Source organism: Halopseudomonas xinjiangensis, assembly GCF_900104945.1.
GTDB lineage: Bacteria > Pseudomonadota > Gammaproteobacteria > Pseudomonadales > Pseudomonadaceae > Halopseudomonas > Halopseudomonas xinjiangensis.
Map to the genome: position 1 here is coordinate 59,402 of NZ_LT629736.1, position 22,610 is coordinate 82,011.

A 22,610-nucleotide genomic window follows, 5' to 3' on the forward strand; every position below is an offset into this window, starting at 1 on the left:
ACGTCGAAGCGATCACAAACGAGCCGCAGCTGCTGTTGAATACTCGCTTGTGGCTACAACAACAATACGAGGTTCGGCCATGAACGCCATTGTCACTCCCATGCACTCCGTCGACTGTCGCTGGCTGCTGGCGTTGTACGCCATCGTACCGGCGGTGCTGGCGTTCGTTGCGATCGACGCCTGGGTCCTCGACGGCGCACTGTTACGGCAATACCTGCCTTCCGATCCGATGCACTGGCCGTTCTGGACGGTGATTTTCGGGCTGCCCCATATAGTCGCCAGTCTGCTGACGATGGCGGACAAGGAATACATCGGGCATTACCGGCGCAGCCTGTTCTGGCCGCTGGTTCTGTTCGCGCTGATCGCCAGCGCGGGGACCTTTGGTCCGCAGCCTTTGAGTAACCAGGCGCTGTTCGTGTTTCTCGGCTTTTACACTATCTACCACGTGCTGGCGCAGCAGCTCGGTCTTACGCTGATGATGATGGGCACCGCACCAACACGCCTGTTCAAGGCATGGAAATGGTTGGCAATCTTCAGCGCGTTCATGATCTATGTCACTGTCTACGCGTCGAGTTATCTGGGCTATGAGGCCTTCGGCCCGCTCAGCTGGTACGACGTGGTCGCCTGGTCCGCCGCGCTGATGTGCGCTGCGGTGGTGGTGCTGTCGTTGCGTCTTAGCCCGACGTCCCGCTTTCCGATCGGCCGCTGGTATCTCTGGGGCAATGTGGCGATGCTGGTCTCTACGCTGGTGGTCAACGAGATCGGCTATACGGTGTTCGTGATCCTCATACCGCGCGTGATCCACGACGTCACCGCGTACATGATCTACATCAGCCACGACAACAATCGCAACAAATCCGGGCCGGTGAACCTCGTTTATCGCCTGACGCATTTCACGCGGCTACCGCCTGTAGTGCTGCTGCCGGCGCTTTCGGTGCTGATTGCCTTCGGCCTCACGCACTACATGAGTTATCAGCTGGTCGCGGTCGTCGCGCTGACGGTTACCTTTCTGCATTATTACTTCGAAGGGTTCATCTGGCGTAACCCGAACCCGCACCGTCAGCATCTGGCATTCCGGCGCTGAGTCGGGCGCGTTCGTCGCCGCCAACGGAGAGTGAAGCGTCAATCCAGCTCTATCGGGGTGACAAAGGCGCGGACGAAGCGATCCTGCGCGTAGACGAAATCCCAGCGCTCGACGCTGCAGATGCGATGCTCGCCGCTATTGTCATAGCAGAGCACGTTCACCGAGTTGGGAATGTCGCCGCGGATACGCACCGAGGTGGCGGTCCCGGCCTGCACCGTCCAGCCCTTGCGGCCCACTTCGCCTTCGCTGCCATAGAGTGGCCAGATATAGGGTAGGTGGATGTGGCCGCCGAGTAGGACATCGAGTCCGGCGTCGACCCAGCTCGGCACGGCCTCTTCGCGACCGTGCAGAAGATTTTCCACATCGCATTCCTCCCGCGCCCGAACGGGATGATGTTGCATGACGATACGAAGCTGACGGGGCTGGGCCTGGCGCAGGCGCCCTGCAACGCGCGTTACCTGTTCGGGCGAGACTTCACCATCCTTGTGCCGGGAGGGCCGGGTGGTGTTGAGGGAAACCACCAGCAGGTCATCGGTCTCGTACTCCGGCTCCAGATCCTCGCCCAGCGAGCGTCTGTAATTGCCGTACGGGTTGAGTAGGCGAGCCGGCAGATTGAACAGCGGGATGTCATGATTTCCCGGTACTGCAAGCACCGGGCGCTCGAACCGTTTCAGAAAGGTCCGCGCCGCCTCGAACTGTTCGCGCCGGGCGCGCTGCGTGATATCGCCGCTGAGCAGAACCACTTCAGGTTCCAGTTCGTCGGCCAGGCGCAGCAGCGCTTCCACCACCTGTTGCTGTTCGGTACCGAAGTGCGGGTCGGAGATCTGCAGCACACGTATCACTGTATGGCCTCCGTGGCGTCTGCGCGGGGCACCAGCAACTGCAGCTTGTGCGGCGCCACCTCGAACACCAGCGGCGCTCTGGCGTGGAAAATTTCCCCATCCGTGGCGACCTTGATGTGGCGGCGATTGCCCATGTGTACGGTCAGCCTGTTGAAAGCGAAGGTGATGACGTTATCCGCCTCGCCCAGACGACTGAGCAGGCCGCGGATGAGGATGCCGTATAGCGCAAGCGTGCCCACCGGTGGCGAGGTGATGGCCACCAGATGATCATGCTCGAGTTCGTCCTCCTGGCGAATGCCCATCTGGCGCAGTTGCAGGGGGTTGTTGTCCACGACAATGGTCGGCGTTTTCAGGGTTCGATGCGTGCCGCCATATTCCACCTGAACCTTGAGCTGACGGTGCGCATGCGCCAGCGTCATGACTGCTGACCAGAGCGCGACCCACCGGCTGCGACCATAACGCTGCTTGTAGGCTTCGCGATCCTCAAGCAGTCGCGGGTACAAACCGAAGCTGGCATTGACCAGAAAGGGGCGACCATTGAGCAACCCGACCTGCGCCGGCTTGATGTGGCTTTGCAGCAGGCAACGGACGGCGGCCTCGGTATCCTGAGGGATGCCATGGGCGCGGCCGACGTAGTTGAAGGTGCCGCGCGGAAGGATGCCGAAGGGCAGCCCGGTTTCCAGCACTACGCTGCTCACGGCGTTGAGCGTGCCGTCGCCACCGGCCGCCACGACGATTCCGCCCTGGTCGTGGGCAAGGCGTACCGCAGTCCTGGCCGTCTCGATCAGCCTGGTGGGATCCGTGACTGGCAAGAGTTCGAATCGGCGTCCGGCCTCCGCCATCAGCCGGGTGATGACTTCGCTGGTTTCGTCCGCATCGCGACGACCGGAGCCTGCGTTCAAAACGATGAAAAAGGGTTTTTCTTCGAGTCCCGATAGCGCATCGGGAGAAGGTGCCGGCATGGTATCTGTTGCGGTCATGATGTCCCTGGCCACGCTGGTTATTGTGCCGCAGCCGGCTACGCGGCCTGCGGACGATTGTTGACTCGTCTGCCGAGTCCGAGCACCAATATCACCAAAGCCGGAAGAAAGGTCACGGTCACCAGCGCCGTGCCTAACAGACCGAACAGCACGATGGCGCCGAGACCCCGGTACAGTTCGGTGCCCTCTCCGCCAAACAGCACCAGCGGCGCCAGGCCGCACAGGGTGGTGATGGTGGTCATGGCTATTGGGCGCAACCGCGATTGCACGGCGGCGCCTACCGCTTCGACCAGTCCCGAGCCCGCTTCGTTCAGGTTCTTGCGAGTCTCTTCGACGACCAAGATCGGGTTGTTGACCACAGTACCCATGAGAATCAGAAAACCCAGCATGGTGATCATGTCGAACGGCTGACGGAGCGGCAGCATGCCGAACAAGGGCAACAGCGAGCCTACCAGGTTCATCAGTGCCAGACCGACCAGGCCGCCGGCGACACCGAGTGGAATGGTCGTCATGATCAGCAGCGGATACCCCCAATGGGAGAAGATCGCGACCATCAGCAGATAGACGATGGCCAGCGCAATAATGAAATTGCCGAGCAGAGCGTCGCGCGTGGCGTTGAGGTCGTCACTGGCACCCGAGAGGGTGACGGCGATGTCAGCCGGCCAGGTACCGTCGGCCTGCAACACGGCTATGAGTTCGTTTCGCACGCGTTCTACGCCAGTTTCCAATGCTACTTCCCGGGGCGGGATGATGTTCAGCGTGACCGTGCGGCGTCCGTCGACTCGGCGGATCGCGCTGGTATCCACGGTTTCCTCTATGCTGGCGACGGTCGACAGCGGCAATGTCGCGCCGCCGGGCGTACGCACCAGTAGCTGCGGCAGATCGGACAGTTGCGGCTCGGCGCGCTCCTTGCCGTAGAGATAGATGTCGATCTTCTCGTCATCCTGAAAGTAATCGTCGATGTAGGTACCTTCGGTCAGGGCGGCCACGGTGAAGCCGATGTCATCGGCAGACAAGCCGAGCTCGGCCGCGCGCGTCCAGTCGGGACGAATCTGGATCAGCGGCTGCGCCAGACTGAGCGTAGGTGGCTGCGTCTGGATGCGTGGCCCATCGAAGATCTCCCGCGCGCGGCGTTCGGCGGCCTGGGCCGCGGCATATATTCCCGCTAGATTAGGCCCGGAAATATCCAGGTTGATGCTGCGCGTGCCGCCATCATTGCTGGAGATGATCGAGCCCTTCGCCGCAAAGGCGCGCATCCCTGGGAAACTGCGATAGAAGGCGGTGATTTCCTTCATGAGAATCTCGATATCCGCCGGATCGAGCGTTTCGGTGATGACCCGCACACGGCTGGGATCACTCGTCATACCCAGGGATCGCAGCGGAGGGATAGCCGTTTCGCCACGCTCGAACGGGCCGCGATCCGCGCCGACATGGGGAAGCAGGAAATCTTCCACCTGCTCACCGATGGACGCCATGGTTTCCAGACTGTACCCGGGGGGCGGGCTCATGGTAGCGAAGATTTTCGGCTCTTCGCCCTCTGGCAGGTATTCAGCCGGCGGTGTCAGAAAGAGGATGACCAGTGCACTGCTTGCCAGAGTCACCACCAGCACCGTGACGCGGCGCCCGCGCGAGGCCTGAAGCCAGCGCAGCGCCGAGCCGAGCCGCCGAAAATCGTCGCGATCGTCGCGCTGACCGAAATCCAGACGCGCGCTCATGGCAGGTATGAGCGTAGTGGCGACCAGCATCGACGCCAGGATGGCGCTGGCGATGGCGATGGCTACGTCGGAATACAGCTGCCCGGCTTCCTGTTCGATGAACAGGATGGGCAGAAACACCAGCACAGTGGTCATGGTGGAGGCGAGGACCGCTGGCCATACTTCCTTGACGCCCTGCACAGCCGAGGCGAGGCGATCCATGCCCTGTCTGCGATAGCGTTCGATGTTTTCCAGCACCACGATGCTGTTGTCGATGGTCATGCCAATGGCGAAGGCCACACCCGCCAACGAAATTACGTTCACGGTACGGCCGGCGAGCATCAGACCGAGGAACGCCGCGACGGTACACAGCGGGATGCCGATGACGCCAACCAGGGTGGCCTTGGCCGAGCGCAGGAACAGGAACATCACCAGCGTGGCGAACAGGGCGCCGATTCCCAGGTTCGTCCAGACGTTGGCAATCGAGGCCTGAACGTAGCGTGCATCATCCGAATTCAGAGCCAGTACCAGTCCCATGGGTTCGAGGACTTCAGTATTGATTGCCTCGACCTCTTCCAGCATGGCCTGCTTGATATCGATGACGTTCGAGCCGCTTTGACGCCGTACCTGCAGGCCGAGCACCGGCTCGCCGTTGAAGAAGTCCAGCCCACGCAGTCGCGCCCGACCCTGGGTGACCTGGGCCACGTCACTCAATCGCACGATACTGTCGCCGTCACGAGAGAGCACCAGCGATGCCAGTGCTTCGGGTGTCTCGAAGCGACCAATGGTGCGCAACAGGTAGCGGCGCTTGCCCGCGGTCACCTCGCCACCGGAGATATCCTGATTGCGGGCGCGAATGGCGTCGCGCACGTCGACCAGACCGAGACCTTTCTGACTCAGCGCCTGTGCATCGACCAGGATTTGCAGCTGGCGCGATGCGCCTCCGCCAACCGTGACTTCCGACACCCCGGGCACGCCCTCCATACGTGGGCGTACCCGGTCCTCGACGAACTGCTCCATCAGCCGGATATCCAGCTGCCGCGGATTGCCCGGTAGCGTGGCGACGCGGAAGTACATGAAAGCATTGGCCGAGAACGAGGCAGCGACAATACGCGGCTCGTCGACGTTACGCGGGTAATCCGGGACCTGACTAAGGGCGTTGTTGACGTCGATCAGCGCCTGGGTCACATCGGTGCCGAAGGGAAACTCCAGCTCGATCTCGGCCGAGCCGCTGGTCGAGGATGACACCATGCGATCCAGATTGGGCACGTTGCGCAGGAAGCGCTCCTGCTCGATGACGATGTCCTTCTCTATATCCTGCGGGGTAGCGCCAGGCCAGCCGGTTTCCACGGTGATAGTGCGCACTTCCAGATCGGGGATCATCTGCACCGGAATGCGCAGCGCTGCGGCGATGCCGAGGATGACCACTATCAACGTGATCACCGTGACCAGAATGCCGTGGCGTACAACCGCGGCGAACATCAGCGGGCGGTCCGCTCGGCCAGTTCGACTTCAGCGCCTTCGCGCAGTGATTCGTTGCCACGGGTAACGATCATCTCATCGCCCGTCAGGCCGGAGCTGACATACGTCTGGTCGCCAGCGGTTCCGGCGATCTCGATCCGCTTTTCCGTCACCGTGTAGAGCTCATCGCCCTTCGGTTGGGCGACCCACACCGTGGTGCGACCTTCCGGATACCGGTTGACTGCATCGCGATGCACCCAGAGCATCTGCTGTTCCCGCGCCAGGCGCAGCACTCCGGATACGGCCATGCCGGGCGTGAGGCTGAGCGTATCGGGCGCGCGGGCGCGAAGCAGAAAAGTCCTGGCCTGGCTGTCGGTTACCGGCAGCCAGGTGGCGATCGAGGCCTCGTGGGCGGGCTGGCTGGCGTAGCCCTGCACGCGCAAGGAGGTGCTTTCGTCGAGGAGAGGATAAGCCGCCTGCGGCGCCTGGAAGTCCAGCCACAGCTCATCGGTATCGACCACGGAGAACACCGCAGTCCCGGGGTCGACCCACTGGCCGACATCGATGCTACGGCTGCTGACCACGCCGTCGATCGGCGCGGTGATTCGGTGGCGTGCCACGCGCGCGGCTGCCAGAGATTCGCTGGCCCGGGTCCGCTGGAGCATTGCCTCGGCGATGCCGACCTCACTCTCCCGCCGTCGCAGTTCCGTGCGTGCAATATTGTTGCCGGCGCCGACCGAACGGGCCTCTTCAGCCAACCGGCGGGCTTCTTCAAGACGCGCCTGTGCTTCGCTTGCCTCGGCCTGTGCTCGTTCCCGCTCCAGGCGGGCCAGCTCGTCGTCCATCCGCAGCAGGAGGTCGCCGCGCTCGACGCGGTCGCCGATCTCGACCAGCCGCTCAACCACCAGCCCGCCGATGGGCACCGATACGTCCGAGCGTTGCCTGGCGACCACCGAGCCGTTGAGTCGGTATTCGTCGATGAAAGGACCGCGCTCCACCTCACCCAGCACCACCGGTTGCTGAGCTCCGGCGGTTGGCGTCAATGCTAGGGCGAATACGCCGAGAGCGAGGCCCAAGGGTCGCTTCCACTGGCTCCATTGGCTGAACAACGTAGCACTCCTGCTTACTCACGGGAACGCAACAGCATAGCGCCATCTTCCGGCTCTGGCAGGCCGTGAGCGCACCGGACCGGCGCAAGTATGTGAACTCGTGTGTCCGGGCGCGGCGTGACGAATGGCTAGCCGCTCAGCAGATCCCACAGGTAGACCCCGGCGAAGCCAAGATAAAACAGCCCGGCGAGCGTCATCGAAATGGTCATCGCCAGACCTGGCTGCAGATCGCGTGGCAGACGCGTGCGGTTGACGTACAGCGCGCTCAACGCAATGAACGGCGTGTGCAAGGCCGCAATGATGCCCGAGGCAGACATGACCGCGACCGGATCGCTGAAGGCCAGAATGATGGCGATCGGCACCAGTCCGGTAATGGTCACCACGTACAGCCGCTTGATATAACGGCGCTGCAGCATCGGCAGTCCGGTGCGCTGTTTGAGCCATTCCAGCGAGCCAAGCGCCCAGCCGCGATCCGCCGCATAGCGGCGATGGCTGGTCAGAATCAGCGTCATGTCGGCGAAGCTGCGACCCCAACCGTCCTGATTAGCCAACACACTGCCGCCAAGCGCGACGACGATGGCGATCAGCAGCAGGTAACGCCCGGCCTCGCCCCATACGTCGGAGAACAGGCGCGCCAGATCCACGGCAACGTCGGTCCCCTCTGGTACCACACCTTCGGGAGCCAGCAACTCGGCACCGAGAACCAGGAACGCGGTGATCACCACCAGGCCGCCGACCACGCCCAGCGTAGCGGCGCCGGACATCAGTTTTACCCAGGCGCGTGCGCGTTCGACGGCATCTTCGCGCGCTTGCGGGTCGTTCTGCGCCTGCTCGCGCTCGCGTTGTGCCTCTTCCGGCTCATCTTCCTCGCGGTCTGCGCTGGTCAGTCCGCCACCGAACCCCCGCGTTGCGGTCCAGTAACCGAACCAGACCAGGCCCATCGACCCAGCGAGGATCGTGCCTACCCAGGGCAGGATGATGTACAGGTCCGGCTCGTCCGGCCAGCTGGGCACCAGTCCACTACCCATCGCCGGTAGAGAGGGCCCGACGACCACCGCCGCGACCAGGACGCCAATCATCAACAGCATGGCCATGAAGCGACTGGCCTTTTCGATCAGCATGTATTGGCCGCTGGCAACGAAGGCGGTACACAGCACCACCAATGCGATGCCGTATATCGCCGTGTTGCCGGGGAAGAATGACTGCAGCGCACTGCCCACGACTGCCGACAGGCCGGCAATGCCGACGGCGGCGGCCAGCAGCTGCGGCACGAAAATCAGCCACACAGCCCAGCCACGCGGCCCCTTGAGGTCATAGAGGCCCTCGAGCATGGTCTTGCCAGTGACGATGGAGAAACGCGCCATTTCCCGGATCATCACCCACATGAAGTACACCACCAGCAGCAGCAGCCAGAACAGCTGATATTCGTATACGGCGGCTACGCGCGGGGTGAAAAGGATGGAGCCGGTGCCGACCGCGGAGAGCATCCACAACAGGCCGGGCCCGTACCAACTGAGTTTGTCGCGTCCTGTCGGTGGGGACGGTACCGTGTCGCGAAACATCTGATTGCTCAAGGTTCCTCCTGTCGTCATACCAGCGCAATACATACCCGCTACGATGGCTGTACGCCATAAAATGTTCCCCCTTGTGCGGGATTCCGCGAGCCATGCCAAACAGCGCTTCGAAAGCCATTCCCGCCGAAGCCGATACGAATTGAGCCGGGCCGGTGCCTCGGGGAGCGGCGAGGGGTTCGCCTACACGGCCTAATGGTGCGAGTCACAGTGAGGCCAAACAAAAAAAGCCGGCGCAAGGCCGGCTTTTCATTGGGAGCGATACGTCAGGGAAGGGTGAAGAGAACCTTGATCTGATCGTTGACGGCGCTGCTGGCGACATAGCCTATCGCGCCGGGGTTACCCGCAACCTTTGCGACCACCGCACTATCGTCCGCTACGCTTGCCGGCGGCTGGCCCTTGCCGGTAAAGATCAGTCCAGACCAGTAAGATTTAAGCTGGGCTTCGTTCTTGCTGGCGACACCGGCATAGAACGCTTCCTTGGTAGCACTCCAACCCTGCTGGTCAACTGCTGTCAGAGACTTGTCCTTGCCAAGGAAGATGTTGGCGACCTCCGACTGGCTGGGCGCCGCCGAAGCAGCCGGATTGACGATGACGGCCACTTCTGCGCTGGCGGTGATGCAGATGCTACCGAACAGCATGGAGCAGATAAGACGTTTCATAAAGTGTCCTCAAAATACGAAGTCGATGCCAACGCTGACGATATCACCGTCGTAGGTAGGAGCTGGAATCCCAAACGAGCCTTTCAGAACCTGCTCTCTGTAGTATTCCGCACCAGTCTTGACGAACACTCCTTCCCCTTCGGAAGAGGTATCCACACGCTTGTATTCGCCTTTCAGTGTCACGTTAGGCAGCAAGCTGTAGTTGAGCCCGTAGGTCCACGAAACCTGCCGACCGCCGCCCTTTTCTTCGTCAAGCTGGGCATAGGTGAGATGCGGGAGGAAGTTGCCAAATCGGCGGCCGCCCATGAGATAGAACGCGTTCTTGCTGGCTACGGGGCCCTCCATTACCAGTCGAGTGGCTTCGTTGGCGGTCAGCCAGGTGCCGTTATCGAACTGATAACCGAGTGAAGTGAACTTGCCCTTCTGACCATCAAGCAGGCCGTCGAGCGTTAGGTCCGCTTCGCTGTAGCTCAGACGCACGGTACCGAAGGCGTTGGTCGCCAGGCTCAGGTTCGCGCCGGCGATCTTGCGATAGTCCATGTCCGCTACGGTGTCGTAGAGAAAATAGTCGCGATTGAGCGCCTTTCCGGCGTTGGCCTGCAAACTCACGGAGCCGTAGCTCAACGGAAGTGTGTAGATCGCATCGAGGCCCTCGTAGTTGCTGATCTGCACCTGATGGTAGACCTCGTCAGGCAGACGCAGCCATGGGTAGGTGAAGCCGACGTCCAGCGTTTCCGAGTACATGTAGACCGGGTTGCGCAAACGTCCGCCACGCAGCACCAGGCGGTCGGTGGCCTGGAGCGAGGCATACAGCCATTCGAGGTTGGCCTCCCAGCTATCATGCTCTGCCTGGGCGATTACCTGTGCGGTGATGTCCAGGCTGTCGGTGATGCCGTACTGAAACTGACCGCCGAGCTTCGACAGCTCGTCGCCACGCCAGGAATCATTGGTTTGGCCCTGCATGCCGTAGCTGCGGCCGTCGGCCTCGCCGCCGAGCCGGGTAACGGCTGCAGTGCCGAAGCCGTTGAAGCGGTAGTCGCTTTGGTCCAGCGCAAACGCCGGCAACGCAGCGGCCAGGCACGCGGCCAGGCCGACCATGCGATACATAGTCATGGGTAATGCTCCTCAGATAAATTAGACGCGAAATTGGGCAGTAGCCGCGCGCAGGTGATCTTCGGTACCGATCAGCTGCTCGCCGAGGCGTGCGGTGGCTGCTGCTCCTTGGGCGGTTGCTTGAGCGTCCTGCTGCAACACTTGAGTTTCTTGTTCGATGGATGCCGACAGCCCAATCTGTTCCTGCGTGTGACGGGCTATTCCGGCATTGAGCTGGTTGATCTCGTCTACCGCTGCAGCGATTGTGTCGAGCAGATGCGTTGCTTCGGCGGAGCGCTGGATACTCTGTTGCGACTTCGCCCCGTTGCCCGTCATCACATCCAATACTTCATGGGCGCTGTGTTGAAGACGTTGAATGATCTGTTGGATTTCGTTCGTTGATGTGGCGGTTTTCTGCGCCAGGTTTCGCACTTCATCGGCTACTACAGCAAACCCTCGGCCCTGTTCGCCGGCGCGAGCTGCCTCGATGGCCGCGTTCAGGGCGAGCAGGTTGGTTTGGTCGGCGATGTTGCGGATAACCGTCAGCACCGATCCCACTTCCTGGGTTTCCGCTTCCAGGCGCGACATCGACTCGATCGCGCCCATCACGCTATCGCCGAGATCGTTGATGCTCGAGGACAGCGAGCCGATGCTCTGCCGGGCACCCGCGGTCTGGCGTGCCGCAGACTCCGCCTGTTCCGACGCGCGTTGCGAGCGCTGGGCAACGTCCTGGATGGTATCGGTCATGGTCAGAATGTCGCGACCGATCGAGTCGGTGTGGCTCTGTTGGGAGCGAGCGTGATCGGAAGCGTCCTGAGTCAAGCGATACAGTTCGCGTGAGACTTCTCCGAGCGGGCTCGCTGCGGTAACGATCTTCCTAATAGTGTCTTGGAGCTTGTCGAGGAAACCATTGAAGAGCCGAATCATTTCCCCGATCTCGTCTTGCGCGTCGACGTTGACTCGCCGAGTCAGGTCGCCGTCGCCATTCGCGATGGCTTTCAGCGAGGCGATTACACCGTGAACGCTGGACATGATGCTGCGGGTGGTTACGATCGCCCCGAGACTCACCAGTGCGATCAATACCACGCAAAGGGCGATTCCCAATCGGGTAGTAGCCTGGTTTTCTTCGCGAGTTACTGCCAAGGTGCTTTGAAATTCGGCGTAAGCATTGGCGCGGAACTCTGTGCCGAGATCCTGCGCCTGGGCAAGATCCGAAGCCATTCTGTTGAGCTTGGGACGCAGATCTTCAAACGATGCATCGCCGGCAATCAATGATCGGGAGGCGCTCGCGGCATTGTCCGCGTAGCGGCTGATCGCGTCTTGCCAGCGCGCGAGTTGATCGCCAAGCACCGGCTGTCCGGCGGTGAGAGCTTTCAGTGTGTCTTGCTCAGCGGTTATATCGGAGGTCAGCTGACGTGCCTCCTCCAGCTGTGCTACTTCGCCGGCGGTGACCGCGCTGTTGAAGATTTCCGGCAGCCGCGAGAACTGGAAAATGATCTTGTCGGCGGCTTCCAGCGTCGGATAGCTGCGCGATTCGAGCTCCGTTAGCCGTGAGTCGGTAGTGGACAGCTGAGACGAGGTGTACCCGACGTAAAGAATGAGGCCCAGCAAGGCCAAAGCAGGCGCGAGCGCCAACTTATATGAAAGGGACAAGTTCTTGAGCATTTTTGGTTCCGGGGAGCGAGGACGGCGATGATATCAGTATGCTGCTATTGGGTGCTGGCCGTTCGTCACTCCATTGACGCCTGTCGATTGACCATGCCATACGTGTTTATCGGCCAGTCTCGCTCTTTCATGAGAGGCTCAAAAAATAAACGATGGCTTCGGTTGTTCGCTCGCTTGCGCTCTGGCCGGAGTTCCGCGCACGTCATACGCCCAGAGCAGATGCTCGGCGCGAGCTACGGCCGGTTGGTGGCGGAGGGAAGAGTATTTGCCCAGGCGTAGCCACTACCCCGGGCACAAAGGGTTCCGGGTTGGGGAAATCAATGTCACCCGAATAGTCGCTAGCGCAGCTGGCTGTCCTTGCTGCCGCGACGGTTGAAACCTCCATTTTGCCGCACCTTGTCCAGCTTGGTCTGACAGCCGATACAGTAGCGAACGCCCGGCACAGCCTGACGACGGGCCTCGGGGATCGGCTCGTCGCACTCTTCGCAATGGGTGAGACTGTCGCCCTTGGGTAGCTCGCTGCGCGCGCGGCGCACGGCGTCACCGACGGTGTCGTCTATCTGATCCTGCACCGCGCCTTCTTTTGCCCAGCCTGTCGCCATGACTCGCTCCTAGGGTTCGATTCCTGTCTGAACAGTTGAGTGATCATCGCCGCCGGGGTTCCTCACGGTCCGTCGCGGTTATCGAACCCCGGCCCTGTGTCATGGTCCGCTGATAACGGGTTCGATAAAGGAGACAGCCGTGAGTGAACAGATCAACGCGGGCGATCTTGGCCTGAAGTTGCGCAAGGGCGATGAGTCGTCGCTGTTCAAGTGGTTCCTGGCCAGCTTCCTGTTCGGCAAACGCATTCAGCAGGATATTGCCAAGCAGACCTATGAGGTCATCGTGGAAAAGCACGGGCGCGATACGCCGCGCAAGTTGTGTAACTGCACCTGGCAGGAGCTTGTCGACATGCTCGGCGAAGGCAATTACACCCGTTACGACGAGTCGACCGCCGAGCGGCTTCTTGAGATGTGCAAAAAGCTCAACGAGGAGTATGGAGGCAAGGTGGGAGCGATATTCGAAGCAAGCGCTGACCGCAAGGAGCTGGAAAAGCGTCTCGAACAATTCAAGGGAATCGGACCCAAGACGGTGGAGATTTTCCTCCGTGAGGCAGGTGATGTGTGGGCATGAGTTCCAGTGCGGCAACTGTGGCACCAGATTGTGAATCGCTCGACTCGCTTGTCGAGCGATTCGGACCCAGTCCGGCGCTGTTTCTCGATTATGACGGCACCCTGGCGCCTATTCAGCCGCGGCCTGAGCAGGCCACTCTCAGCGAAGACGTGCGACGGACGCTCCAACAGCTGGCTCAGCGGTATCCCGTCGCCATCGTCAGCGGGCGCGAACGCACCGATGTGGAAGATCTCGTCGGCCTGCCCGGCTTGATCTATGCCGGCAGCCATGGCCTCGATATTGCCGGCCCGGGCGTGCGCTGGGATTCGCCTGAAGCAGGGCATCTGCTGCCGACTCTCGATCAGGCGTTCGACCGTCTGCTCGAAGACACTGGCTCTGCATCGGGCATACTGATCGAGCGCAAGCGCTATGCCGTTGCCGTGCATTACAGGCTGGCTGCGGAGGGTGATAAGCAGTTGGCCTGGGAATCCGTCGAACGGGTCTGCCAGAGCATGAGCGGGCTGAGACTTGCCAAGGGCAAGAAGGTCTGGGAGCTGCGTCCCGATATCGATTGGGACAAAGGGCGGGCGATCGAGTGGCTGTGCGCGCAGTTGCGGCGCAGCGAACCTGCTTCCTACCTGCCGGTATTCATAGGCGATGATGTCACCGACGAGGATGGCTTTCGGTCCGTAGCCGGGCTGGGTGGGGTCGGCGTGCTGGTCGCCGATACACCGAGACCCAGCGCTGCGACCTGCCGAGTGCCATCGTCAGCTGCCGTCGCGGGTCTGCTCGAGGCGCTGCAAAACCGCGCCTGACTTCGTGGGCCGCTGGCGAAGCCCGCTCGGCGCCAGGCTCCTCGAGGTGCAACGGCCCTCGGCGTTCACAGGAATTCAATGAAACTTCCTGTTACGCATCGAGTCGTAACCACACAGCTGGAACGTCAGCCAAGGATGAAGCGAGTGTGGGTCTCGTCTGACCTCTTCTGCATGTCCTCGGGCTTTCTCCAGTGGCCGGCCGTAAGCGTCGACGTCGCCCGGCTTCGTTTCATCGCCGAACCAGACCGCATTCGGTTCTGCCTGAGCGCTTCAAAAGAAAGCCGAAGTCTTGCAGCTTCGCGCAATGATCCTCAGCAGATGCAGGAAAGGAGTTTCTGTATGTTTGAGTTATCGACCGTCGAGCCCGCCACCGTGGTCCGTCTCGTCAGGGACATCGACACCCAGGGTTTTGCTGTGCTGGATAATTTCATTTCTGGCGAGCAGTTACAGCACGCGCGTGAGTTCATTTCGCGCCAGGTGGAAGAGCACGGTCCCGAGTATTTTGCCCTGCATGGTCTCACTGCCATGCATGGAAGCCTGTTCGAAGAGCTAGGTACCTCACCCGCCTTTCGGCAGATGCTTCACGAGGTATACCAGACAGGCCTCAAGCAGACTCTGCCGCCAGATGAGAAAGCCTTCCCGGTGATCCGCTTTCTGCAAGGTCGCACCGGGCGCAAGGAGTCTCACTTCTTTCACTTCGACGCGACCGGCCTGACCGCGCTGGTACCCATCGTCATCCCGACCGAGGGGCAGCACTGCGGCGACCTGATCACCTTTCCCAACATTCGGCCGGTGCGTCGCAGTGTGATGGTCAACGTCATCGAAAAGGCGGTCTTGCACAACACGGTGAGCCAGAAGCTGACTTCATGGCTGATTGGACGGGGATGGCTCAAACCGGTACGAATCAAGCTGCAGCCAGGCAACGTATATCTGTTCTGGGGATACCGAAGCCTGCACGCGAACGACCCGTGCGATCCAAGCATGCTTCGCGCCACTGCGCTCTATCACTACGGGAATCCGCACCGCCACAGCTGGTTGGCCAAGCGCCTGTTGGGTCGTAACCAGCGCCACCTGCCGGCGGCCGAGCCGGAAGCGCCGGTGCTGCCGGAGATCTGATCGCTCGCCCAGGGGCGGGCTGATCGTATGATTCGACTGCGGCGCCGTCAGCTACAACGTCGGTTCGTGGTTATTTCGAGCGCGCCACCCCAATAGTTTCGCCGATCGCGACCTTGACCGCTCGGCGCATGCTCGAGGCACAGGAAAAACCCATCAGTTCGGCGATTTCTTCCACGCCCAGACGAGACGCCTTGAGATGATACAGCGTGGCTTCGATGCGAAAGTCGTGCTGGATGCGCCGGAACGAGGTGTTCTCGTCGGTCAGCCGGCGAGCCAGCGTGCGCGGTGTCATGTGCAAGGCCTGGGCAGTATCTTCCAGCGAGACCGGCCGGTAGATCCTGTCCGGGCTGGCCGGGAATTGCAGCTGGCGCGAGAAATGCGAGCGGATGTGCATGTGTACCGCTGCGGCAGTGGAAATTTGCAAGCCGGTCAGGCGTAGCTCCTCCTCGCAGCGGGCGATCAGCTGCTCGAACAGCGCCCGGCGGTACGGGCGGAATGGCTCGGAGTAGAATTGCTGGTGGGCGGCGATTCTCGATTCCGTGCAGCCGAATGTCACGCTCTTGCACGGTAGTTGCCGGTAAAGCGCAGCGTGTCGTGGCTCGGGTTGCGCCAGTTCGACGTGAACATCCGGCCGGGCTACCTTCTTGTTACCGCACGCATCCCACAACCGTAGCGACATTGCCAGCCGGAACTCCAGTTCGAACTGCACCATCTCCGCCGGCGCGTCCGACGTCTGAAAGCAACGTATGGGGAGTACGTAGGTGTCATTCGCATCAACATAGCCGAGCGGCTTGGCCACCGACACCATGTAATAAGGCTGGGCGATCATCGAGAACCGATGGAATGCCTCGCCGGCCTCTCGAAGGCTCGGGCTGCACTGCGTAACGAAGCCGACCGTGCCGTGAAACGCCCAGTCCCAATTCATGCCGACGAGCAGCCCGAGTCCTGGCGTGTGGCAGAGCGAAATGCCGTTATGCAGCAGGCGTAGTTGCTGGTTGTAGGAAATCTTTGCGGTGGGGCTGTCCAGCATATGGAGTTCGATGCCGGTCTGCTGAAGCAACGCGGGCAAGGGCGCGCCAAACTGCACGAAGCTCTCGATAAAGCCCAGCGGATGCAGGTGCAGCGGGATGATGCGGGTGTTTGAATCCATGACGCTCCGGGGCACGGGCGGACTGTTGAATGTCGAGCCAGGCGCTTGAAGTCCTGAGCGGTCCGTCGTGTTCGCCGCAGTATATAAAAACCAACGCCGGCTGGCAGCCGGCGTTCGTTTACCCTTGGATTCAGCTCAAGGGTTCGGTGCCCAAATGGAGCAGCGGTGCGTGGCGCGGAATTGCGTGCCGGAGAACACCACCGGCTCCGGCGTCACGAACGACACCATCTGACCGTTGGCACTGCTGTACTCCGGCCAGGCGAAGGTACCATCGGTGGCACTGGGATCGCCGTAACGTGCGAAGTTGGTCCAGGCGCGGGTCATCACATTGGCGAGTTCAACCTGCTGCGCTGTAGCGCGGGTGCCAAACGACGCATCCGAACCGAACAGATACTGGATCTCGAACGCGTGGGCGGCGCCGGCGTCCAGCCATTCAGGAATATCAATGATCGGGGGCGCGTCACGGTCAGCAAACTCGTAGGCGTAGAAAGGCGCCTGGCCGTTGGCCTGGATCCGATTGGCCTGAGTCGATGCGTTGCAGGCGAAGGCGTAATCGGTGTAGGCAGCCACTACCGCACGCGACGGGCTGTTTTCGTATAGCGCCATGTCGTATGCCGGCAGGACGGCAGTGCCGAACGTGGCACCAATGATCGCCTTATAGTTCTCCGAGGTGATCGGAGTTGTTTGCGAAGCGAGGAAGTAGGCGTATTCGTCCAGGTTGGTGCCCGCGATGATAGGCACCTGAGCGAAAGCGCCCGAAGCCAGGGCGGCGCCGACCGATGTCGGCAGAATGTCCGGGCGGAGCGTGGGGGTCACGCTGCCAGGCGACACGGCAGCGATCTCACCGGGGGTCTTGCCGCGTATACAGGCGACTTCCTGCGCCGGGTCTGCATTGTCACAGCCCACTGCGGTGGCAAACGCCTCGCCAGCAGTCTGAGCCGTAGCCATCGGCGTCTGAGTCAGCGAATAGGAGCCGCTCTGCACGATGGCCTTGTCGAACAGATTCTCCGACGCTGGCGATACCAGATGCGACAGTACGCTCAGCCCCCCTGCGGATTCACCGAAGATGGTGACGTTGCCGGCATCACCGCCGAAGTTGTCGATGTTTTCCTTCACCCATTTCAGTGCCAGCTGCTGGTCCATGATGCCGTAGCTGCCCGAGGCATTGGCGTCGCTTTCCGCCGACAGGCCCGGATGCGCAAGGAATCCGAAGCGTCCGAGGCGGTAGTTGATCGTGACCACGACCGTGTCATGGCTGACCAGACGAGTCGGAACGTAACTCCCGGCACCCGAGCCGAATATGAATGCACCGCCATGGATCCACACCATGACCGGGTGAGGTCCAGCAGTCTTCGGCCGGAATACGTTCAGATACAGGCAGTCCTCGCTTCCGCCGCCGGTGGACTGGACGCAGTCCGATCCGTATTCAGTGGCCGAGCGCACAGCGCTCCAGCTGTCCGGGGCCACCGGCGCCGCGAACCGGAGCTCGCCAACCGGCGGCTTGGCATAGGGGATACCGAGATAGGCGGTGAAATCGGTATGGTCTTCCCCGCGCACCGGGCCCGAGCTGGTCTGGCTGATCAACGGATCGGTATTGTTGCTACTGCTTCCGCCGCTCGACAGGCAACCGGTCAGAGAGGCGGCCAGGATGGCGCCGGCTAACCATTTGCCAGCTGGCATGATGTGATCGTGTAACGACATGTGCTGTTCCTGTTCTTATAGGGCTCACCCGTTGCCGCTGCGTCTCGCGTGGGAGCATGGCTCGGGCCGATTGTTATGGATTGGTCCCGCTTGCCGGAACACCGGGCGATCGTAGAACGACGTGCCGGCGTCGGCTATGACGCGAGTTTCCATTCTTCACAGGATTTGGCAGGTGGCTGCACAGGACCCGCCGGAAGGCTCCGGCGGAGCATGGGCTCATTTGATGGCAGGGGTAGGGCGGATCAGCAGTTCGTTGACGTCCACATGGGCCGGCTGCGACAGCGCATAGACCACCGCCCGGCCGATGTCTTCGGGCTCCAGGGCCTGCTCCGGTGGTTGATCGAAAAATGGCGTATCGACCATGCCGGGTTCGATCAGCGTTACACGGATACCGCTTCCGCGGATTTCCTCGCGCAACCCATAACCAATGGCCGATACCGCCCATTTCGTGGCGCTGTACATTGAGCCTGCGATGGTCACGCGTCCGGCCGCCGAGCCGGTCAACAGCATGTGGCCGCGGCTTTCGCGCAGCGCGGGCAAGCAGGCCTGGACCGTCAGGCCCACACCGTAGACGTTGGTCAGGATCATGTCGCGCCAGCTGTCCGGATCGGCTCCGCTGAAGCCCCCGGCACTGCCGCCTCGACCGGCATTGGCAAACACCGCATCGATCTGCCCGAAGGTGTCCAGCGCGCGCTCGACCATCTGTTTCTGGTCTTCCTGGCTCTGGACGTCGCAGCGAACGATGAGCGCGCGTTCAGGGCCGCCGACCGCTTCCTGCACTGCGCGAAGTTTGTCTTCCGAACGGGCGGCAAGGACCAGCCGATACCCAGCCTTGGCTGCTTCGCGCGCGGTCGCCTCGCCTATGCCCGACGATGCGCCGGTAATCAGCAGGACTGGATCGCTCATGGTGGTCTCCTTTGAAAGCCGGGGGATGTCCGACGGCCGTGCATCTTTGGAGAGGCGCGAGCTGATCAAGTTCCAGCGCGGCGTTGCCTGCGCTGGCGGTCGCGCTCTGTATCGAGCATGAGGTTCAGCGTCAGAGGCAGGGCGATGCCGATGCAGGCCGCGACCATCACATCCGTTGGCCAGTGCACGCCAAGTACAAGACGGGACAGCCCGACCAGCGCGATCCAGGTCAAGGCCAGCCACAAGCCCAGCGAGCGCGTGCCTGGGCGCACCCGGCGCAGGCATAGCGCCAGAGCCATGGCACAGGCTGCGGCGCCCAGGGTATGCCCGCTGGGGAAGCTCGATCCCCAATAGACTTCGGTCTCCCACAGAGCGGGTCTGTCCCGCCCCACTGCGCGCTTGATGAGGTAGACAATCAATACGCCGCCGATGCCGGATGCGGCCAGCAGCAGCGCCTCGGCACGTTGTCGCAGGAAGAAGAGCAGGGCGGTAACCGCGGCAATCAGTGGCGTGAGGAACATGGAGGACCCGGTGAGCGTTATCCAGGCGAACAGCTGAACTATCTCGGGAGGGGTGTGTTCGTTCAGATACAGCAGAACCGCAGTGTCGAAATCGCCGGTTTCAGCGCCCAGCACGTCCTGTCCGACCTTCAGCGCCGTGGCCATGAGCACCAGAATCAGCAGAATCGCGACGCGTCGTTCCTCCAGACGGGTCGACCAGCCAGGCTGCATGCGTCGCAGTGCAGTGAAGAGAGTCAGGTAAATGGCCGCTACGATCAGTAGCAGGGGGAGCAGGTCTCGCAAAAGCGTGTCGATCATTGTTCTCGGCGTCGAAGTCGTGGTCTTGATCAGTCGACCTGTCTTCGGCCCTGCGGTTCGCCGAATCTGTCATCGAATTGTCACAGCGAGCGAACGCCAGCCGGAGATCGCGCCGGCTTCGCAAGCTGTCGCGAACTGTTATGCCGGGTTGTCAGGCGGCAGCGTCGCGCGGCCTTCCCTGCGTTTTGCCGGGACGATTTCGTCTGGCCGCGGTGCGGTAAGGCTGAGTATTTTCCAGCCCGCCTCAGGCTTCATCTGGCCATCCTCGACAAACGCCTGATGGCGGCCTTTCGGCGTGATGGCGAACAGCGGAACCACGTTGTGCTCGTGTACCTGGAGGAAGTCGTCGAAACCGAACGCATCGGTCAGTTTGGTTTCTCTGATTTCCCAGCCCTGGGCCAGCAGGCTGGCGAACTTGCTGTAGCTCATGTTCTGGCCGAACAGGACCTGGCCACGGTGCCCCGAGCCCAGCTGGTGCTTTTCTGCGGTATCGGTATCGGCTGGCGAAAGCAGCGTGTAGATGTTGTCGTCACCAAACTCGGAACGAAACCGCATGCCGGCGGCAACATTGTTCCCGGCCTGGGGCGACAGCGCGAGCAGCTTGCCGATGCCCATCAGATCCAGGTGGTGGTCGGCGTAACTCGACACCGGATTGCCGAAGAAGGTGTCCAAGCCGTCCATGCGCGCGTCACGGATGTGCTCCCAGTGTGAGTCGGTCAGCAGCACCCGGTAATCCTGCGCTTGCAAGGCCTGCGCGATAGCCCGAGCGACCGGATTGGCGCCAACGATCAGAAAGCCACTGGGTGAAGGCTCCGCCACCTTCAATAATCTCGCCAGTCCCCGCGAGGTTGCGCTCTGCAACACCACGGTACCGATGATCACCGAGAAGGTCAGGGGAACGAGCGTGTGAGCTGTTTCGTAGCCGGCTTCCTGCAAACGGATGGCGAATAGCGCCGATACCGCCGCAGCGACGATGCCACGAGGAGCGATCCATGATAACAAGGCCTTCTCACGCCAGTTCAGGCTCGACCCGATCGACGACAGCCACACCGCTGCGGGTCTGGCGATCAGCTGCATGACGGCCAGCAAAGCCAGCGGTGCCCAGCCCAGCGCGATGATGTCATCCAGCGTCAGCCGTGCCGCCAGCAACACGAACAGACCGGAGATCAGCACGACGCTGAGATTCTCCTTGAAGTTGAGAATCTCCTCGATGCGCACCTGTTTCTGGTTGGCCAACCACATGCCCATCAAGGTCACGGCAAGCAGGCCTGATTCATGGGCCAGGTAGTCGGAGAGCCCGAAAATGGCGAACACCACCGAGAGCGTGGCGAGGTTCTTCAGGTAGGCCGGAACCCATCCGCGTTTCAGAATGAAGCCCAGCGACCAGCCACCAAGCAGGCCCAGCGCGGTGCCGACACCCAGTATCTTGAGAAACGCCAGGAAGCCATGCGAGAGCCCCGCGGCCTGACTCTGAGACACGATGAACTCGTAGACCACCACCACCAGCAGCGCGCCAAGCGGGTCGATCAGAATGCCTTCCCAGCGCAGGATATTGGCAATGTTGCGGGTGGGTCGCACCGTGCGCAGCATGGGCACGATGACCGTTGGGCCGGTCACCACGGTTATCGCGCCGAACAGGATGCTCAGCTCCCATTCGATATTCAGCAAAAAGTGCGCCGCGATGGCGACCACGCCCCAGGTCACGGCACTGCCCAGCAGAATGAGTCGCTGAACCACCGCTCGCTGCGAGCGTATCTCGCTGAAATCCAGCGTCAGACTCCCTTCGAACAGGATGATCGCGACCGACAGGCTGATCAGAGGAAACAGCAGATCGCCGAATAGCTCGTCCGGTGAGAGTATCGAGGTCAACGGGCCAAGCACGATCCCCGCGCCGAGCAAGAACAGGATGGCCGGCAGGCGAACGCGCCAGGCGAGCCACTGGCAGCCGAAGGCCACCAGGCCGATCATTGCGATGGTTAGGCTAACGGAGGTCAAGCGAAGCTCCTTGAGGAAATGTCATGTAGCTGACGAATGAATCGATGCGGAGTTCCGCCGCCGACCCGATTGGGCGATTGAGAGGATGAACCGTTGATTTGCGTCTAGGCTCTGAGCCTATGCCAACACTGGGAGGTTCTGTGATGCAAACCGTACACATCGACATCGTATCCGACATCGCCTGTCCCTGGTGTGCGATTGGCTATGCCCGGCTGGAGCAGGCGATGCAGGAGTTGGCGGGCGAGATGCGCTTCGACATACGCTGGCACGCCTTTGAATTGAATCCGGATCCCAGTGCTGACGGCGAACCGATTCTCGAAGCGCTCAGTCGCAAGTACGGCCGCTCGCGGGACGAGATGCAGGCGGCGCAGGCGAACATGATGGAAATCGCCAGTAATCTGGGACTGAATTTCGCGCGCATGCAGGAACGCTATACACACAATACCTTCGATGCCCATCGGCTGGTGAAGTGGGCCGGCGAACAGGGCAGGCAGACCGAGATGAAGAAGGCATTGTTCGACGCCTACTTTGGTCATGCAGCCAATGTGGCTGATCCCGATGTGCTGGTCGGGTGCGTCGAGTCGGTCGGCCTGGACGGCCCCGAGGCCAGGCGTGTGCTCGCTTCGGATGAGTATGCGGAGGATGTGCGCGAGGACGAAGCGCGTTATCAGGAGGCGGGGGTCTCTGCAGTTCCTGCGTTCATCGTCAACGAGCAGTACCTGATCTCTGGCGCCCAGGAGCCGGCCTATCTGGTCCAGGCGCTGCGACAGATCACGGGGGAAAATGAGGACGACTGA

19 protein-coding genes are annotated in these 22,610 nt (G+C 61.6%); 5 read left to right on the forward strand and 14 right to left on the reverse strand.

Annotated elements, in window-relative coordinates; all coding sequences use genetic code 11:
- The first annotated feature begins 79 nt into the window (after positions 1–79).
- Complete coding sequence (locus tag BLT85_RS00265; RefSeq protein WP_093391036.1) at positions 80–1,084, forward strand: hypothetical protein; 1,005 nt, start codon at positions 80–82, stop codon at positions 1,082–1,084.
- A gap of 38 nt (positions 1,085–1,122) precedes the next feature.
- Here the strand turns inward: BLT85_RS00265 and BLT85_RS00270 are convergent, their stop codons facing one another.
- From BLT85_RS00270 to BLT85_RS00310, 9 genes are all read right to left on the reverse strand, one after another.
- Positions 1,123–1,926, reverse strand: coding sequence for a metallophosphoesterase family protein (locus tag BLT85_RS00270; protein ID WP_093391039.1), 804 nt, complete (start codon positions 1,924–1,926; stop codon positions 1,123–1,125).
- Complete coding sequence (locus BLT85_RS00275; RefSeq protein ID WP_197673857.1) at positions 1,923–2,906, reverse strand: diacylglycerol/lipid kinase family protein; 984 nt, start codon at positions 2,904–2,906, stop codon at positions 1,923–1,925. Before BLT85_RS00275 ends, BLT85_RS00270 begins: the two co-directional genes overlap by 4 nt.
- A 38-nt stretch (positions 2,907–2,944) precedes the next feature.
- Positions 2,945–6,082, reverse strand: a complete 3,138-nt coding sequence (locus BLT85_RS00280) for an efflux RND transporter permease subunit (protein ID WP_093391043.1) — start codon at positions 6,080–6,082, stop codon at positions 2,945–2,947.
- Complete coding sequence (locus tag BLT85_RS00285) at positions 6,082–7,170, reverse strand: efflux RND transporter periplasmic adaptor subunit (protein ID WP_093391047.1); 1,089 nt, start codon at positions 7,168–7,170, stop codon at positions 6,082–6,084. The genes BLT85_RS00280 and BLT85_RS00285 overlap by 1 nt, the downstream gene beginning before the upstream one ends.
- Positions 7,171–7,298: 128 nt before the next feature.
- Entirely contained in the window at positions 7,299–8,744 is a 1,446-nt protein-coding gene (locus BLT85_RS00290; protein WP_197673858.1) for an Nramp family divalent metal transporter, read from the reverse strand.
- Between the two features lie 263 nt (positions 8,745–9,007).
- On the reverse strand, positions 9,008–9,403 hold the full coding sequence (locus tag BLT85_RS00295) for a type 2 periplasmic-binding domain-containing protein (protein WP_093391050.1): 396 nt from the start codon (positions 9,401–9,403) through the stop codon (positions 9,008–9,010).
- A gap of 9 nt (positions 9,404–9,412) precedes the next feature.
- Entirely contained in the window at positions 9,413–10,516 is a 1,104-nt protein-coding gene (locus BLT85_RS00300) for a hypothetical protein (RefSeq protein ID WP_093391053.1), read from the reverse strand.
- Between the two features lie 21 nt (positions 10,517–10,537).
- Complete coding sequence (locus BLT85_RS00305; RefSeq protein WP_093391056.1) at positions 10,538–12,160, reverse strand: methyl-accepting chemotaxis protein; 1,623 nt, start codon at positions 12,158–12,160, stop codon at positions 10,538–10,540.
- A gap of 338 nt (positions 12,161–12,498) precedes the next feature.
- The gene (locus BLT85_RS00310) at positions 12,499–12,762 is read right to left on the reverse strand and encodes a DksA/TraR family C4-type zinc finger protein (protein ID WP_093391059.1); all 264 of its coding nucleotides are present in this window, start codon (positions 12,760–12,762) and stop codon (positions 12,499–12,501) included.
- Positions 12,763–12,901: 139 nt separating this feature from the next.
- Here BLT85_RS00310 and BLT85_RS00315 point away from each other — a divergent pair, with 139 nt between their 5' ends.
- From BLT85_RS00315 to BLT85_RS00325, 3 genes are all read left to right on the forward strand, one after another.
- The gene (locus tag BLT85_RS00315; protein ID WP_093391062.1) at positions 12,902–13,333 is read left to right on the forward strand and encodes a DNA methylase; all 432 of its coding nucleotides are present in this window, start codon (positions 12,902–12,904) and stop codon (positions 13,331–13,333) included.
- Positions 13,330–14,127, forward strand: a complete 798-nt coding sequence (gene otsB, locus BLT85_RS00320; protein ID WP_093391065.1) for a trehalose-phosphatase — start codon at positions 13,330–13,332, stop codon at positions 14,125–14,127. The genes BLT85_RS00315 and otsB overlap by 4 nt, the downstream gene beginning before the upstream one ends.
- 339 nt (positions 14,128–14,466) lie before the next feature.
- On the forward strand, positions 14,467–15,243 hold the full coding sequence (locus BLT85_RS00325) for a hypothetical protein (RefSeq protein WP_093397194.1): 777 nt from the start codon (positions 14,467–14,469) through the stop codon (positions 15,241–15,243).
- A 70-nt stretch (positions 15,244–15,313) separates the two neighbouring features.
- Here BLT85_RS00325 and BLT85_RS00330 read toward each other — a convergent pair whose 3' ends face one another.
- From BLT85_RS00330 to BLT85_RS00350, 5 genes are all read right to left on the reverse strand, one after another.
- A complete protein-coding gene (locus BLT85_RS00330; protein ID WP_093391067.1) occupies positions 15,314–16,393 on the reverse strand; it encodes an AraC family transcriptional regulator ligand-binding domain-containing protein in 1,080 nt (359 codons plus the stop codon).
- Positions 16,394–16,528: 135 nt separating this feature from the next.
- A complete protein-coding gene (locus tag BLT85_RS00335) occupies positions 16,529–18,094 on the reverse strand; it encodes a carboxylesterase/lipase family protein (RefSeq protein WP_093391069.1) in 1,566 nt (521 codons plus the stop codon).
- A gap of 216 nt (positions 18,095–18,310) precedes the next feature.
- Positions 18,311–19,000, reverse strand: coding sequence for an SDR family oxidoreductase (locus BLT85_RS00340; protein WP_093391072.1), 690 nt, complete (start codon positions 18,998–19,000; stop codon positions 18,311–18,313).
- Between the two features lie 65 nt (positions 19,001–19,065).
- Positions 19,066–19,818, reverse strand: coding sequence for a phosphatase PAP2 family protein (locus BLT85_RS00345; RefSeq protein ID WP_093391075.1), 753 nt, complete (start codon positions 19,816–19,818; stop codon positions 19,066–19,068).
- 138 nt (positions 19,819–19,956) lie between these two features.
- A complete protein-coding gene (locus tag BLT85_RS00350; RefSeq protein WP_093391078.1) occupies positions 19,957–21,786 on the reverse strand; it encodes a cation:proton antiporter in 1,830 nt (609 codons plus the stop codon).
- 170 nt (positions 21,787–21,956) lie between these two features.
- Here BLT85_RS00350 and BLT85_RS00355 point away from each other — a divergent pair, with 170 nt between their 5' ends.
- On the forward strand, positions 21,957–22,610 hold the full coding sequence (locus BLT85_RS00355; RefSeq protein ID WP_093391080.1) for a DsbA family oxidoreductase: 654 nt from the start codon (positions 21,957–21,959) through the stop codon (positions 22,608–22,610).

Bases quoted from the DNA above. Each gene is read 5' to 3' on its own strand.
- BLT85_RS00310 (WP_093391059.1), bottom strand. From the start codon at position 12,762: ATGGCGACAGGCTGGGCAAAAGAAGGCGCGGTGCAGGATCAGATAGAC.
- BLT85_RS00330 (WP_093391067.1), bottom strand. From the start codon at position 16,393: ATGGATTCAAACACCCGCATCATCCCGCTGCACCTGCATCCGCTGGGC.
- BLT85_RS00300 (WP_093391053.1), bottom strand. From the start codon at position 10,516: ATGACTATGTATCGCATGGTCGGCCTGGCCGCGTGCCTGGCCGCTGCG.
- BLT85_RS00345 (WP_093391075.1), bottom strand. From the start codon at position 19,818: ATGATCGACACGCTTTTGCGAGACCTGCTCCCCCTGCTACTGATCGTA.
- BLT85_RS00265 (WP_093391036.1), top strand. From the start codon at position 80: ATGAACGCCATTGTCACTCCCATGCACTCCGTCGACTGTCGCTGGCTG.
- BLT85_RS00325 (WP_093397194.1), top strand. From the start codon at position 14,467: ATGTTTGAGTTATCGACCGTCGAGCCCGCCACCGTGGTCCGTCTCGTC.
- BLT85_RS00340 (WP_093391072.1), bottom strand. From the start codon at position 19,000: ATGAGCGATCCAGTCCTGCTGATTACCGGCGCATCGTCGGGCATAGGC.
- BLT85_RS00295 (WP_093391050.1), bottom strand. From the start codon at position 9,403: ATGAAACGTCTTATCTGCTCCATGCTGTTCGGTAGCATCTGCATCACC.
- BLT85_RS00335 (WP_093391069.1), bottom strand. From the start codon at position 18,094: ATGTCGTTACACGATCACATCATGCCAGCTGGCAAATGGTTAGCCGGC.
- BLT85_RS00350 (WP_093391078.1), bottom strand. From the start codon at position 21,786: ATGATCGGCCTGGTGGCCTTCGGCTGCCAGTGGCTCGCCTGGCGCGTT.
- BLT85_RS00275 (WP_197673857.1), bottom strand. From the start codon at position 2,906: ATGACCGCAACAGATACCATGCCGGCACCTTCTCCCGATGCGCTATCG.
- BLT85_RS00305 (WP_093391056.1), bottom strand. From the start codon at position 12,160: ATGCTCAAGAACTTGTCCCTTTCATATAAGTTGGCGCTCGCGCCTGCT.
- BLT85_RS00355 (WP_093391080.1), top strand. From the start codon at position 21,957: ATGCAAACCGTACACATCGACATCGTATCCGACATCGCCTGTCCCTGG.
- otsB (WP_093391065.1), top strand. From the start codon at position 13,330: ATGAGTTCCAGTGCGGCAACTGTGGCACCAGATTGTGAATCGCTCGAC.
- BLT85_RS00280 (WP_093391043.1), bottom strand. From the start codon at position 6,082: ATGTTCGCCGCGGTTGTACGCCACGGCATTCTGGTCACGGTGATCACG.